Annotated in this window: 12 protein-coding genes and 3 pseudogenes; 13 read left to right on the forward strand and 2 right to left on the reverse strand. The window is 53.4% G+C overall.

All coding sequences use genetic code 11. The features are described from left to right. Positions 1 to 235: 235 nt before the first annotated feature. Positions 236 to 471 (reverse strand): annotated as a pseudogene (locus tag A3C3_RS44735) (nucleotidyl transferase AbiEii/AbiGii toxin family protein); the annotation flags it as partial. Positions 472 to 635: 164 nt separating this feature from the next. On the opposite strand from A3C3_RS44735, the gene A3C3_RS0136120 reads away from it, so the two are divergent. The 13 genes and pseudogenes from A3C3_RS0136120 (at position 636) to A3C3_RS0136180 (ending at position 13502) form a co-directional block, all read left to right on the forward strand. Beyond that, positions 636 to 878, forward strand: coding sequence for a hypothetical protein (locus A3C3_RS0136120; RefSeq protein WP_022719342.1), 243 nt, complete (start codon positions 636 to 638; stop codon positions 876 to 878). Positions 879 to 1076: 198 nt separating this feature from the next. After that, positions 1077 to 1179, forward strand: a pseudogene (locus A3C3_RS48890) (TlpA disulfide reductase family protein); the annotation flags it as partial. 78 nt (positions 1180 to 1257) lie between these two features. Beyond that, the gene (ectB, locus tag A3C3_RS40685) at positions 1258 to 2571 is read left to right on the forward strand and encodes a diaminobutyrate--2-oxoglutarate transaminase (RefSeq protein ID WP_022719343.1); all 1314 of its coding nucleotides are present in this window, start codon (positions 1258 to 1260) and stop codon (positions 2569 to 2571) included. Then, complete coding sequence (locus A3C3_RS0136135) at positions 2568 to 3695, forward strand: Gfo/Idh/MocA family oxidoreductase (protein ID WP_084797148.1); 1128 nt, start codon at positions 2568 to 2570, stop codon at positions 3693 to 3695. The genes ectB and A3C3_RS0136135 overlap by 4 nt, the downstream gene beginning before the upstream one ends. Then, a complete protein-coding gene (locus A3C3_RS40690) occupies positions 3676 to 4794 on the forward strand; it encodes a DegT/DnrJ/EryC1/StrS family aminotransferase (protein WP_072382042.1) in 1119 nt (372 codons plus the stop codon). Before A3C3_RS0136135 ends, A3C3_RS40690 begins: the two co-directional genes overlap by 20 nt. After that, on the forward strand, positions 4791 to 5906 hold the full coding sequence (locus A3C3_RS40695) for a DegT/DnrJ/EryC1/StrS family aminotransferase (protein WP_022719347.1): 1116 nt from the start codon (positions 4791 to 4793) through the stop codon (positions 5904 to 5906). Before A3C3_RS40690 ends, A3C3_RS40695 begins: the two co-directional genes overlap by 4 nt. Then, entirely contained in the window at positions 5903 to 6769 is an 867-nt protein-coding gene (locus A3C3_RS0136150) for a sugar phosphate isomerase/epimerase family protein (RefSeq protein ID WP_022719348.1), read from the forward strand. The genes A3C3_RS40695 and A3C3_RS0136150 overlap by 4 nt, the downstream gene beginning before the upstream one ends. Continuing rightward, positions 6747 to 8030 (forward strand): M20/M25/M40 family metallo-hydrolase, encoded by a 1284-nt coding sequence (locus tag A3C3_RS40700; RefSeq protein ID WP_167521894.1) that lies wholly within the window; start codon positions 6747 to 6749, stop codon positions 8028 to 8030. The genes A3C3_RS0136150 and A3C3_RS40700 overlap by 23 nt, the downstream gene beginning before the upstream one ends. Beyond that, positions 8018 to 9100, forward strand: coding sequence for an Ldh family oxidoreductase (locus A3C3_RS40705; RefSeq protein ID WP_022719350.1), 1083 nt, complete (start codon positions 8018 to 8020; stop codon positions 9098 to 9100). Before A3C3_RS40700 ends, A3C3_RS40705 begins: the two co-directional genes overlap by 13 nt. Beyond that, positions 9097 to 10026 carry a Gfo/Idh/MocA family protein gene (locus tag A3C3_RS40710; RefSeq protein ID WP_022719351.1) on the forward strand — a complete coding sequence of 310 codons (930 nt, stop codon included), beginning with the start codon at positions 9097 to 9099 and terminating at the stop codon, positions 10024 to 10026. Before A3C3_RS40705 ends, A3C3_RS40710 begins: the two co-directional genes overlap by 4 nt. A 38-nt stretch (positions 10027 to 10064) precedes the next feature. Then, entirely contained in the window at positions 10065 to 11030 is a 966-nt protein-coding gene (locus A3C3_RS40715) for an L-histidine N(alpha)-methyltransferase (RefSeq protein ID WP_022719352.1), read from the forward strand. Then, positions 11023 to 12267: an MFS transporter gene (locus A3C3_RS0136175; RefSeq protein WP_167521895.1), complete on the forward strand. Its 1245-nt coding sequence runs from the start codon at positions 11023 to 11025 to the stop codon at positions 12265 to 12267. The genes A3C3_RS40715 and A3C3_RS0136175 overlap by 8 nt, the downstream gene beginning before the upstream one ends. After that, the gene (locus A3C3_RS0136180) at positions 12264 to 13502 is read left to right on the forward strand and encodes an ATP-grasp domain-containing protein (protein ID WP_167521896.1); all 1239 of its coding nucleotides are present in this window, start codon (positions 12264 to 12266) and stop codon (positions 13500 to 13502) included. The genes A3C3_RS0136175 and A3C3_RS0136180 overlap by 4 nt, the downstream gene beginning before the upstream one ends. Positions 13503 to 13537: 35 nt before the next feature. On the opposite strand, the pseudogene A3C3_RS44740 reads toward A3C3_RS0136180, so the two are convergent. Next, positions 13538 to 13763 (reverse strand): annotated as a pseudogene (locus A3C3_RS44740) (transposase domain-containing protein); the annotation flags it as partial. Positions 13764 to 14000 lie beyond the last annotated feature (237 nt).

Below are 14000 nucleotides of genomic sequence, written 5' to 3' on the forward strand. Positions count from 1 at the left end.
CCAGATGGGTCGATGGAAGGCTGTGATCGGGCCCAAACTCAAAGCGCGACATTTTGACAATCAGAAGACCGAAGCGAAGATTGGCATCCGTGTTCTTAACNGGATGACAGAACTTGGCCGGCCCAAGTTCGAGCGCGTTGCATGAAAAATGCAGTGGATAGGGTTGCCTCGTCCAAAGTCTGATCCATGCAACAGTGCTATGTCATACTACCCTCCCGCGCCGTCACGGCGCACCGATGTCTTCGGAGAAGCGGTTGATCAGTCCGAACCCCTTTGACAAGGAGGTTCCGCCATTGAAAAGGAGGCGAGGTCCCCTCTTTCAGTCCCTTGAACAAGGCATCCAGCGTCCGGCATCCCAGAAGTCCTTTCGATATTCTGGGAGGCCGTGCCGAGGCGCAGCGCCGTCGTATCGAAGGCGCTCAACATCGCGTCCGACCCTGCCGTGAGGACCTCGTCGAAAGCCGAATTCATGTCTTCGCCGTCCGGGTTGCGCCGCGCTTGGCGGTTCGTGTCTCTCGGTAGAGTGCGGTTTCAGCTTCGGTCGGCCGACGGCTGCGGTATCATCATCGCCGTCCGTCGTTCTTTGTCGCTGACGATCATGATACCGCTCCTGCGGGCCGATCAGAGATCTGCCATTGCCGTCCGGCGATGACAGAATCATTGAAGCAAAATGCGTGCCCAATTGGCGTACCGTCTGCGCTGCACCGATTCTCGACACCGGCGGCCTCGTGGTCATGGCGCTCGGGAACGGTGCGGATGGCCACGCTTTTCTGGCGGCGAAGCGGGTGATGCGTGTCCGAAACCTGACAGCGGCAGCAAAAATGTCAGGTTCAGTACAACCGGCCATCTTGGGCACTCTGGAGGCTTTTCAAGCATAATCATGCACTTGCTGCGCGCTGAGCGCGCTGGCATGGCCTTTGCACATTGAGGTTCGGCAACACTGAGTGAGGGCTGCGTGCAGACGCGCAAGACGAGCGATGCTCTCCTTCCCTTGAACCGGTGTGCCCCCTCTCTACGAGGGAAACAAGCTCGCGCATAAAGTCGCGCAACCTTTGGCAATAGCTTTGGAGGGCTACATGGTGCTGCAGATGGGGTCCCCGGCTCCTTTCGATTCAAGTGGAAAACTGGCGGCGTGGCGAGCCCCTCACGAACTTCCAGCCCGGCAAAGTGTACATCGTGTCAAGATTACCCTTGGCTTAGGTCAGCCACATTCGCCGCTTGTTGAATTTGCGTCAGGAATTTATAAGGAGGAGCAAATTGTCTGAGACCGTTATATTCAGCGGCAAAAATATTCCAGACGTATACAGAGATATCGAGTCTGAGGTTAGAAGATATTGCCGTGCTTATCCGGTAGAATTCGGGCGGGCGAAAGGTTCCTATCTGTATGATCGGCTGGGCCGCCCCTATCTTGATTTCTTATCGGGCTGTGGATCGCTTAACTACGGGCATAATTGCGAGCCAATTCGCGAGTCGCTCATGGAATACATACTCAGCGACGGAGTTGCGATGAGTATGGATATGCACTCCGTAGCAAAGACAGGTTTTCTCACGGCGCTGCGAGATGCGATCCTTGTTCCCCGTCAACTGGATTTTCATGTTCAATTTACCGGGCCTACTGGAGCTAATGCTGTCGAAGCGGCGATAAAGCTCGCACGAAAATTCACCGGTCGAGCGAATGTGATCGCCTTTACCAACGGCTTCCACGGGTGTTCATTGGGTGCTTTGGGGTTGACCGGGAATTCATCGCATCGTGCATCGTCAAAGCCCCTTCTAACGCAAGTTACTCATCTACCCTACTGCGATTATTTTGGACCCACCGTTGACACTGCGGCTCAAATAGAAAAACTCCTATTGGATTCTTCCAGTGGGATCGATGCTCCGGCCGCATTTGTATTTGAGACAGTCCAAGGCGAAGGTGGTGCCAATGTGTGCTCACCGATCTGGGCTCAGAGAATGCAACGACTAGCCCATGAGATCGGCGCCCTCACGATTGTCGACGACATACAGGCTGGGTGCGGGCGAACCGGAAATTTCTTTTCCTTTGAAGATCTCGGTATTGTTCCTGATATCGTGATCATGGCGAAATCTATTTCGGGTTTTGGCCTCCCGATGTCTATCGCGTTCATTCGGCCCCAATATGACATTTGGAATCCAGGCGAGCACAACGGAACATTCCGCGGTAACAACCACGCTTTTATAACCGCCGCCGCTGCGCTTAAGCGATATTGGTCTAATGATCGCTTTGCAAAGGAGGTCAAGGAAAAAGCCACGCTGGCAAGAGGGGTCGTTGAAACCGTAGCGGAGCAGTATGGGCTGTCCGTGAAGGGAAAAGGCCTTTTGCTTGGTCTTGATTTTTCAAACACTCAAGATTGTGCAGCGGTCAAAGAGGCGTGCTTCCAAGACGGTTTGATCATCGAAACCTGCGGACCAAAAGACGAAGTTCTTAAAATTCTGCCGCCGCTCACGATTAGCAGATCCGAGTTTGATGACGGTTTGCAGATTGTTCGGAGCGCATTGAATAAGGTGCATTCCTCATCTAGGCGACTGGCAACGGGGGCAACTGCAGCATGAACAGTCGAGATACAATACACTCGTGGTCGACCAGCGGCCGACTTCCCGTCGCTACGGTAATAGTCGGTTACGGACATGCTGGCCGCGACCTTCACGAGCAATGCATCCAAAAACTATGGGCTTCACGACCGGGGTCGCTGTCGACCACTGTTGACATTCTCGCGGTCGATCTATCAAGCGATCGCAGAAATCTCGCAGAGAAAGACGGACATCGGGCAACTGATGTGTTGCCTCCGGTAAATCTGCAGCATCCAACCGTTTGTCATATCTGCATTCCCCCAAAAGATAGAGCCGCTGCTGTAAGGGCCGTACTCGACAGAGGCTATCGCTCCATCTTGGTGGAAAAGCCGGCTGCGCTTTCGGAGCACGAATACCATCAGCTGCTCTCGTTGGAAGAGCAGTTTGGCGCACGAATTCTGGTTGTTTCAAATTGGCCTTGCAGCGCCCTGACCGCTTGCATCAGAGCCTTCCTTCGAAGCAAGGAGCTCGGAGACGCGATCTCAGCTGTGTTGGTGCAAACAAAATCTAGGATAGCCCGTAGTCAAAAAAACGTTGATGAACATATTGCTGAGGTGGAGTTACCCCATCAGCTTGCATTGGCACTGCATTTATTAGGCGATGGGCATGTCGAGGAATGTAGAATAGCGGATATGATCTTGCCAAACGGCTCAAGGATAGCATCAATGGGCTCTGCTCGTGTGGTGCTTCGCCACTCTGGTAACGTGCACTCCACGGTGTTTTCTAGCCTCGCGCATCCAGTTCGCCAACGCAGCATCTCAATAGAAATGAGCACCGGGGTCACAATCGAAGGGTGGTTCCCGGCCAGTGCGGACGACAACATATCTAGTCTGCAGTTGCGGAAAGGCAGCGAGCTGTTGTTTGCCACTTCAATGTTTGATGATCCGCTGACGCGTTCTATCGAGCTTGCATACAATCATTTCCACCCCGAGTTAGGGCCGAGCGACGAAAGTCTCGTACGCGCCATGTCGCTGCCGGCGCATAAGAAAATAGCGAGTGTCATTGAGTTCGCAATGACCCGAAAAAGCGTCGAGCAGATTGGTTCGTTCGAATATCTTGATAGCAATGTTTCAAACGGGGGGCCGCATGCTAGTGCCATTCTATAGCAATACGCAGGAGATGCGGAGTCTTACTCCCGATCTCAGACGTGAGTTCGCACTTCTGGTTGAGCAGGACACTCTTGTCAATGGTCCTATGGTCAAGCGCTTTGAGAAAGAACTGTCAGATTATACCGGAGCAAAATATGTAATTGCGACGTCCAATGCTTCGGACGCCCTAGAGCTGGTTCTTCGCTCGCTTGGCATCGGACCGGGCGATGAAGTTATTGTTCCGTGCTATTCCTTTTTTTCTTCCGTGTCCTGCATTCGAAAAGTTGGCGCGACTCCAGTGTTCGTCGATATCGATGCCCCAACTTACGCCTTGAACCTGCTTGCTGTCGAGGCGGCAATTACGCGGGACACGAAAGCAATCATGGTCGTCCATCTTTTCTGTCAGATGGCCGACATGCAGGCGTTGAATGAGGTTGCCACGCGACATCAAGTTCTCATTGTTGAAGATAGTGCCGAAGCAATCGGGATGACTCAGAATGGCGTGCACGCAGGCAGGTTTGGATCAGCTGGCGTACTGTCGTTCTTCCCGACAAAAACATTGGGCGCATTAGGAGACGCTGGAGCGATTATCACGGACGATCCTAAACTGGCGGTCGCGATGCGTCAGACGGGAGATCTCGGGCGGGACGGGTCAGGCCTTGCTGTTAGACGCGGCATTTGCAGCCGTATGGACGACTGGCATGCGATCGTACTTTCTCACAGGTTACGGACACTCCAAGCTAATATCGAGCGTCGCCAAGAAGTGGCGGCACGTTACTCTCGACTACTCGGGCAAGTGCCCGACGTTCAGTTGCCTCGTCTTACCGCATACGTGAAGAGCGGTGAGGAAGTTTTCTACGTCTATTTGATCGAGGTTGAACAAAGGGATGAACTGGCAAAGTTTCTACTTGCGCAGGGGATCGTCACAGAAACCTATTATCCCATGCCTCTTCATTTGCAGCCTGCCATGTCGGACTTGGGGTATCGCGTCGGCTGCTTTCCTGTCGCAGAAACCGCTGCATCCAAGGCACTCGCACTTCCTATCCATCCCGAGATTCAAAAGGCTCAGATTGAATATACGGTTGAAGCCATTGCCACGTTCTACTCATCCAGATGAACGTTTCCTTCTTCAATTACGCAAGAACGGCCGCTCTGCTGCCCAACGCCTTGCCCGATCTTCTGCTCATTCACTGCGAGAAAGGTGAGTTCATTTTGAAATCATCAGTCGACTTCTTTGAGAGGCAGGTGGCATCGTTTGCTGGGTCTGAGGATCTTAAAACGGTGGCCGTTGGTTCTGCGTCTGCGGGCATGCAAATAGCCCTCGAGGCCTTAGGCATTGGCCCAGGGGATGAGGTTATTACCCCCGCATATTCATACTCATCCACAGCAAATGCGATCGTAGCGGCCGGCGCGACACCGATCTTTGTCGATATCCAGGCGAACGATTGGTCAATTGACGTTGATGCAGTTGTGGCAGCGCAATCGATACGCACCAAGGCCGTCATCGCAGTGCATCTTTATAGTGGTGTTTGCGACATTCCTCTGCTGCGATCGAGATTGCCGGACCATATCCATATTCTTGAAGATAGCGCGAGCAGTTTTGGTGGAAAGCTTCGAGGTCACCCGTTGGGAACTCTCGGTGACATTGGCGTGTACTCGTTTTATCCGGCGAAGCCGCTTGGCGGCTTGGGCGATGGCGGGATGATTGTCACAGACCGAGAAGAGGTTGCCAGTCTCTGCCGGATGCGCAGGAATCATGGGCAGGATGGAAAGACGCGTTTTGTTCACCACGTAAGCGGCCACAATAGCCGTATGGACGAAGTGAATGCTGCCTACCTCGCGATACAGATGGGATTTCTTGTGGAGAGGATCGAGCGCCGTCGGGCGATCGCAAAACGATACGACGCGGCTTTCACCGTCGCCGGAGTTGGCCTTCAGCATTGCAATGAACCAGAGCGAGTCCCGTATCGATATGTCGTTCGGCATCCAGATGCCAGTTGTTTGCGGCAGTTTCTTTTCGATCTCAAAATAGAAACCCAAACAGGGTTCCAGGCACCCCTGCCCCACCAGCCGGCTTTCGCGCATTTCGTGGAGAAAGGAGCGTCGTTGCCTGTGGCCCTTCAGATGAGCCAGCAGGCTGTCTGTTTGCCACTGTATCCGGAGCTGACGGATGCCGAGGTAAACCATGTGATCAACGGTGTGCTTGAGTTCGGAAACGCCTGCAGATGAAGTCACCCTACTCCATGTCGGGAATTGCCGATGAAGCTGCGTCGTCGATCGCAGTACAGATTGCCACTCACAAAGCCATTGGCCTCTCGCACATTGAACTCAGGTCCGTCGACGGCTCCCCGATTGACGCATTGGGAAAATCTGAGGTCAGTGCCCTGATAGCCCGCATTAAACAGGCGGATTTCGTCGTTGACTGCCTCGACTCGAGAATCGGTAACTGGTCGAGAACAGTTGAGTATCCACTCGATGATGAACTAGCCGAAATCGACCGACTTGCTAATATTTGTCATGCATTGGGCTGCAAGTCAGTGCGGATCATGTCGTATTCGCGTGGCACTTTTTCGGCGCATGATTGGCAGGAGCGCGCTATCGAGCGGTTGTTCGTTTTTGTAAATCGCGCCAAGGAGCACGGGATCATGCTTCTTCACGAAAATTGTGATGGTTTTGCCGGTAGATCGCCATCCGATACTCTTCGGATGCTTCGGCTCGTCGATAGCACCAATCTGCGTTTGCTATTTGATACGGGTAACGGGCTCGCCTACGGATATGATGCCCTCGCGTTCTTACGGCCCATCGTCGACTTCGTCGATCACGTCCACATTAAGGATGGTATGAAGTCTGGAGGCGAAGTCACTTATTGTCGCGCTGGCTGTGGACATGCCGGCGTCGCGGCATGTTTGGCGCTACTTTTCTCAAGCGGATACAGAGGAGTTTTCTCTATCGAACCCCATCTAGCAGTGCTCCCGCACGCCGGTAGAGCAGACCCAGAGAACGATCGACGCATAGGCCTTTATACGGAATGTGCCGTAAGCGCTGGCGACCTAGTTCGGGATGTCTGGCATGGCATCACGCAGCATGTTTAGTCAGCATCATAAAGATTTGCTGAGCGAACTCATCTCGGTGGATACGGTCACGCCGATGGAGTCAGGCAGATGCTGCGATCTTCCTCGAGCTCTGGATTTGTACGCTGCGGCAGCTCAGAGAATTGGGTTCACAACGCTGTATCGGCATGTGCCAACACTGGACTGTGAAGCCCCCGTTTCGGTGAAGCGTAGAGCGGAAGAAATGGGGCCAGAGTTCTTCGCCCACCAGGCCTCGATTGTGTTGGGATCACAGGACATCCATGGCTGCGCGGACGTAATGTTCAATTTTCATATGGATACGGTCGGCCCTTTTTTCCCCGCGAGAAACCTCCGAGGCGGTATCCATGGGCGGGGTGCTGCAGACAACAAGGGGCCTGGCGTAGCAATCCTGGAAGGAATCGAACGCTGGGCAGCCAACCACCCACCAGAGAAACGTCGCCCTCGCCTGCTTATCCAATGTGTTGCCGGCGAAGAGGGAGGCGCCATGGGCGTCTATGGCACCAAGCAACTGATGGAGTTGGGCTATCACGGCTCGCTGAACATTTTCGCTATTCCATCTGGCGGCGCGTATTTTGACTCCTCGACATGTTCGATGACCCTGGAATTATCTGTCGACGGAAAAGGAGCCACCGACGACGCACCCCACCGAGGGGACAATGCGAGTCTGATTCTCTCTTACTTATGCGCAGAACTGGCGAGACAAATGGGGCCGATTTGCTCTCGGACTGATGTGCGCATGACACTCGCCGGTGTTGCTACAGGTGACATGCATAACCGGGTGTACGGAACCGGCAGAGCGCAGTTCAACTTCTCGTATCGCACGACACGATCAGGCGAGCTTGTGAAGTCCGCAGTAACTAGCGCGATTGAAACCGCGGGTTTCCGCTTCGTAGATATTTTCGGCGGCATTGATGTCTTCACTCGTACGGCAATGCGACTTGATCAGATTCTCACCGTTCGCTGGCTCAAGAGCGGATTGCCAGTCCTCACCAATCGTAACGCAGACTGGGAAAGAAAACTCGCTGACGCAGGAATAAAACGTCACGCCGACGATGCCGAGACTTTCACGTGCGATGCAATGTGGGGTCAAGGGCGAGGATATTCAATTATGTGGGGACCCGGTTCGCTGGCAACGAACGGGGCACACACCTCATCCGAACATATTGACTTCGCCGATCTCGACCAGTTCGCGGATCAAGTTGCAGCGCTCTTGTTTATTGCATCATACGAAGTGACTGGGGCTGCAGCATGTCAAACGTGATTAGAATCGATGCCGAGTCTCTCAGAAGGCTAACTGAAGTGACCTTCCTGAGATATGGGTTCTCGTCTGAGCAAGCCGCCGCCGCCGCCGACGTATTACTTTATGCTGACCTTCACGGCTTGGATTCGCATGGGGTCTGTAATCTTCTCCCGATCTACGTGAAAGCGTTAAGTGATAGATCCATTCTTCCATCATCCACGCTCCGAAGGGTGAGGAAGAAAGGCGCAATTTCGACGTTCGATGCGTCAGGCATGCTTGGACTTCTCGCAGCCAAAGGCGCGATGGAAGCGGCCATCGAACTTGCTGCCGAACATAGCGTCGGGGCCGTGACAGTTATGAACAGTAGTCATTTCGGGGCAGCCGGATACTTCGCGCGCATGGCAGCCCAATCGGGAATGATCGGGTTGGCACTGACGAACTTGGGAAATCGTCCTGTCGGGTACGCACAGGGTTCACGCCGAGCAATCATCGGCACCAATCCTTTGGGATTTGCGTCACCCGCTGGGGACTTGCCATCTTTCGTACTTGATATGAGCACGACGGTAGTCGCCAGCGGAAAAATCAAACTCGCAAAGGACCTCGGAGAAGAGGTTCCAGTGGGTTGGATGGTCAATCAGAGCGGTCAACCCGTGACTGATCCCCACTCATATTTGGAAGGTTCTGGATTCCTGGTTGCGTTGGGTGGATGGCAACGATCTACGGGTGGCCACAAGGGGCTTGGACTCTCGCTTTTGGTGGAAGTGCTCTCTGGTGTACTCTCGGGGGCGAGTGTCTCCTTGGGGTTCGAGGATGAGCAAAACAGCATTGGACACTTCCTGTTTGCGCTCGATGTGAGTGCATTTCTCGAGGGCTCCATATTTGCCGAGCGAATGGAGAGGTTTCTCTCCTCCTTATTGGGAGAACCTGTCTTTGAGGGGCATGAGGCACTCACCTATCCAGGACATTCCGACGCGAAAATTGCACTCGAACGAGGCGTCCACGGTATTCCCCTTCCGGCTCCGACGGTCGCCGCGCTCAATTGGCATGCGTCAACGTTAGGAGCTGTTTCTCTAGCGGAGATCGGACAATGATCCGTGTTGGCATTGCAGGCCTAGGAGTGATTTCTCACTACTACCTCGCTGCATTAACTAGATCGAACTCTCTGAGACTAACTGCTGTCTGCGATAGTTCGGAAGCCAAGCTGGACGGGTTTGGTCGGCGGCATGAGGTCGAACAGTTCGCGGACTACACAGCCTTGATGCGAGCAGAATGCGTTGACGCCGTCATAGTGACTCTTCCGAACAATCTTCATTTCGATGCATGCAAGCTCGCCCTCGCTGCGAGCAAGCACGTTTGCTGCGAAAAGCCGCTAGTGATGGGCGAGCTTGAATCCAGACGGCTTATCTCCCTGGCTGTGCGACACCGCCGAATCCTCTTCACTGCTTTTCATCGTCGATACAACCGACACGTCAAAGATGTCGGGAGCCTTCGGACAACCGACAATGGAGGCATCGCAGCCGTTTCGATCTACTACAAGGAGGATATTCGGCAGCACGCAGGAAATGACAGTTGGTACCTTGACCCCGCTGCGTGCGGAGGTGGCTGCATTGCTGACAACGGCCCGAACGCTTTCGATCTAGCGATGCATATCGTAGGCGACATCGATCTCTTCGCAGCCTCCGCCGAGTTCGATGATTGCGGTATTGATATAGCCGCCACAATTGAATTGCGCAGCAAAACTGGACTGCCGGTTCATATTTATTTGGATTGGGCTTATCCCAACGGGGAAGACAAGCGAATTGTGCTGTCAAACTCAGATGGAACGTCACGAGAAGTAGATCTTCTCAACGGGTTCCCAAAGTTCAAATCCTCTCTCTATCACGAATACGTAGGTATCCTAGAACATTTTGCTCATCATGTCGCCAACAGAAGTACGGTGAACTACAGCTCTGCCGCATGCGTTCGGTTGGTTAGCAAAACGTATCAGCAATTATCTGCTTCCGGGATAAGGAACTGAAGCAGAAATGAGTAGGTTGGATCATGCGAGGCACATCAATGAGTCAGGATCTATTGGACGGTCTGTCGAATGCGACAAAATCAATTCCGTGCCGTTACTACTATGACGACCTTGGGTCGCGTCTGTTTGAGGAGCAATGCAAGCAACCAGAATACTACCTGTATCGTACCGAGAAAGAGATTCTCGAAAGGCAATCTGAGCAAATACTGAAAGCATGTCGTGTTGAGACTTTCGTCGATCTCGGATGTGGGAATTGCAAGAAAACCGAAATGTTTTTGCGTACCTCGATCTCCACGATGCGGTACCCGCTGCTCAATATGATTGACATAAATGGCCTCATTGTAGAAGAAGCAAGCCAACGGCTGAGTCAGAGGTTGCCGACTTTGAACACGGTGAAGCTTGTTGGTGACTATGCGGCAACCATTCCTATGCATGCTCATCGCGTGGAGCCCAGCCTTTTTTTCTTCCTCGGCAGCAACATCGGCAACATGACCGACGATGAAATTCTTCGGTTCATGAACATGTGCCGAACCGGGATGCGTGATGGCGACTACATCTTGATCGGGCATGATCTCGATAAGGACCCCGCATTACTGACTGCAGCATATAACGACAAGAACGGGGTGGCTGCGAAGACAAACCTGAACGTGCTGTCGAACCTTAATAATCAATACGCTGGAAACATCGATATCTCCGCTTTTCGCCACGAAGCTGCCTACTATCCCGAGGGGTTCACGATGAAGTCCCATCTCGTGGCCTTAAGAGACACGACGTTCACATTACCAAAACTCAAGCTCACGGTTTCGGTGAAGGCCGGAGAGCGTATTCTGACCGAAATCGAGAGGAAGTTCCCGATGGGGTACCTTGAGCAACTTTTGGAACTTCCAAAATTCAAGTTGGTTGAAGAATTTCACGATGACAACGCGTGGTTTGCCGTGAGCCTTTTTCGTAATGTTTGCCGTAACGACAGAACGGTCAGCGGCGCGTCCGGGCTCGATGGCTAGTATCGGCCGGATAGCGCAAGCTGAGTGGTTGCGCACTGTCCTGTCGCCACTGCGAGTTGGCAGCTTCCGACTGTATGTGTGTGCGAACTTCTTTCAACTTGTGAGCAGTTGGTCGCAACGGTTCGCATTGCTCTGGATTGTTTGGGAATCATCGCACTCAATGGGTATGCTTTCTTTCGTTCCAATTGGAGAAATGGCCCCTACCATTTGGTTGGGCTACATAGCCGGAATCGTGGCCGACAAGACGAACCGGTTTCACATCGTCATTGGCGTCCAGCGATGTCTTGCCGTTGTCGCATTTTTGCTATCAACCGTTGCTGCATCCGCTATGGGACCGACCCCGGCGATTATCCTGTGGTGCCTAAACGGGACCCTTATAGCATTTCTGACGCCGGCCGCATTCTCGCTTACGCCAATGATGGTAGGCAGAGAGTTGCTACCGAAGGCGATTGCCATCAACAGCGTGTCTTACTCCATTGCGGTCTTTATTGCGCCAGTATCAGTATATATTCTGATAGAAGCTATCGGTCCATGGATAATATTTTTACTCAACGGGATCGTGCTGCTCATTTACACTGCGGTAATCTCAAAAATATCACAGAATTTCCAATCCGCCGTGGGTGTCAAGAGAGGCAGTGTCGGAGGCCAGCGACGTGCTTGGTCCCCTCAAGTGACTGCGCCCATCGTTGGGACGCTCGCGTCGCTTGCAATCGTTTGCATGCTCTTCAGACCCATAGGTGAGTTGCTTCCCGGTATCGTCGCATCTCTTCATGGAAAGGCCGATCTTGCGCTCATCGCCACATTGACCTCTGCCTTTACCTTCGGCGGTCTCTTCTCCAGCCTCATACTTCTCGGGTGGATTTCGCCCTCCAACGCAAGTCGGATCAACGGTCCCGCCGCTCTTGGTCTCAGTGTGTCTGCCATCGCGATGATCTGGACGGAGTCGAATGCCATCCTGACACTCATAATGTTCGCCTTTGGGCTGACACTAGCGATGAACGCAACACTTGCGCTCGTTTTGGTGCAGCTTGAGGCGGATGAACAATCGCGGGGTAAATTGGTTAGCATCTACTTCTATGTCTATAGCGGTGGCACAGCATTGGGCTCTGTCCTTTATGGGATTGGCGAAGCCTTCCCGCGTTCTATCATCGTCTTTGCGTCAATCGTATTCACAGTGTTTAGTGCGTGCCGATTTGTCGGCGAGCGCAGGAGGAAACTATGGGGGAATCGACTATGAGCGTTTCCAAACATCTTGTCGTTTTTGGCGCTGCCGAATGGCTTCTCGCCTCTGAAAAAAGAAGTTTAGCTCGCTTTACAGTGGTGGACAGAGCCTACTGTTACGACAACTATGCAACTAACAGGCCAGAGCGCCTTCTTTTGATGGAATATGCGGACCCGTCACTTCCGGACATGATTGCTGCAATCCACCGCGAAGATCCCTTCCATGGCGCACTCCTGATGTCCGATGACGCACTTATCGTTGGCGCCACGATTGCAGCAGCCTTGGGATTGGAGTGCGCAAGTGCGGAGGCAACCGCGCAGCTAAAGGACAAATCCTTGATGAGGACTGCCCTCCAATCCGAGAAGTCCGATGCCGTAGAATTCGAACGCGTGCATTCACTTGACGGCATTGCCGCATTTGCTGACAGAGTAGAATATCCGATTATAGTTAAGCCGACAAACTCGGTTGGAAGTTATTTGGTGAAGAAGATAGAGAATCTTCACGACGCGAAGCGCTATTGGGACGAACATTGGCAGGGTAAAGGGCAAGCAATTCTGGCAGAGAAGTTCATAGAGGGTACGCATTTTGGAATTCTTACGTTTTCATTTGCCGGCAGACTTCTAATCATTGGAATCGTCCGAATATTCCACGATCCGGCGATAGGTCATGGTAGTTGGGTTTCAATTGGGCAGTATGTGCCTGGCGAAGTAACGCAAGCGCAAAGAAGCGCAATCGCTGCGACCCTCAGTCGTGCATTATCGACGCTTGGGATCGAAGACGGGCCATGCTGGACGGAAATACGCATCAACGGCGAGTCAATCAAAATAGTCGAATCTCAGAACCGTCTGCCGGGTGGATTTATTCCTCAGCTCATTCGTCACTCGACAGGCATCGACGTCTACAACCTCTTGATCGAATGGGGTGTGCGAGAGCGTGGGTCTGTAGACGAAAAAGTCGTAAGGGCGGCCGAAGCGTTGGAGAGCATGCACAGTACTGGCAGCGGAGCGGCGATTCGGTTCTACACGCCGCAGCCTGGGCGCGTGATGAGGGTCACGTTTCCCGAACCCCGCCCGGACGCGATCCTGCGGTCTGAAATCTATATACAAACGCCCGGAGTCGCCCCTGTGGTCACGCGGGACATCGACAGGATCGGCTATGCGCTCGCGATCTCTGACATTGGGAAGGACGCGTATGAGGCCGCAAGCAATTTTGTTGAGTCCACCAAGTTCGAATACGAAGCGATGGTCTGACGCTATGAGCATGCACCAACTGTTCCGCGCGCTGTTCACGCGGCCGAGGCCATAAGGATCTGGCGGGGCTGCCAATTCCACGGCAGCAGTTCATGAAGCCGGTTCTGCGGCGTATCGGCGATGTGGGCGAGGACGTCGGCCAGCCAGGCCTGCGGGATCGACGTCGTTGAGCTTCGGCGTCATGATCAGCGTCGCCATGGCCGCCGCCCGGGCAGCGCCGTGTTCGGATCCGGCGAACAGCCAGGATTTGCGGCCGAGAGCGAAGACCGATTCATTATGAGCACTGTTGCATGGATCAGACTTTGGACGAGGCAACCCTATCCACTGCATTTTTCATGCAACGCGCTCGAACTTGGGCCGGCCAAGTTCTGTCATCCGGTTAAGAACACGGATGCCAATCTTCGCTTCGGTCTTCTGATTGTCAAAATGTCGCGCTTTGAGTTTGGGCCCGATCACAGCCTTCCATCGACCCATCTGGGTCTCAGCGCGACTGCGCTT

The organism is Rhizobium mongolense USDA 1844, from assembly GCF_000419765.1.
Lineage (GTDB): Bacteria > Pseudomonadota > Alphaproteobacteria > Rhizobiales > Rhizobiaceae > Rhizobium > Rhizobium mongolense.

Coding starts and splice junctions, on each gene's coding strand:
- A3C3_RS0136135 (WP_084797148.1), top strand. CDS start 2,568: ATGAACAGTCGAGATACAATACACTCGTGGTCGACCAGCGGCCGACTT.
- A3C3_RS40690 (WP_072382042.1), top strand. CDS start 3,676: ATGCTAGTGCCATTCTATAGCAATACGCAGGAGATGCGGAGTCTTACT.
- A3C3_RS40695 (WP_022719347.1), top strand. CDS start 4,791: ATGAACGTTTCCTTCTTCAATTACGCAAGAACGGCCGCTCTGCTGCCC.
- A3C3_RS0136150 (WP_022719348.1), top strand. CDS start 5,903: ATGAAGTCACCCTACTCCATGTCGGGAATTGCCGATGAAGCTGCGTCG.
- A3C3_RS40700 (WP_167521894.1), top strand. CDS start 6,747: ATGGCATCACGCAGCATGTTTAGTCAGCATCATAAAGATTTGCTGAGC.
- A3C3_RS40705 (WP_022719350.1), top strand. CDS start 8,018: ATGTCAAACGTGATTAGAATCGATGCCGAGTCTCTCAGAAGGCTAACT.
- A3C3_RS40710 (WP_022719351.1), top strand. CDS start 9,097: ATGATCCGTGTTGGCATTGCAGGCCTAGGAGTGATTTCTCACTACTAC.
- A3C3_RS40715 (WP_022719352.1), top strand. CDS start 10,065: ATGAGTCAGGATCTATTGGACGGTCTGTCGAATGCGACAAAATCAATT.
- A3C3_RS0136175 (WP_167521895.1), top strand. CDS start 11,023: ATGGCTAGTATCGGCCGGATAGCGCAAGCTGAGTGGTTGCGCACTGTC.
- A3C3_RS0136180 (WP_167521896.1), top strand. CDS start 12,264: ATGAGCGTTTCCAAACATCTTGTCGTTTTTGGCGCTGCCGAATGGCTT.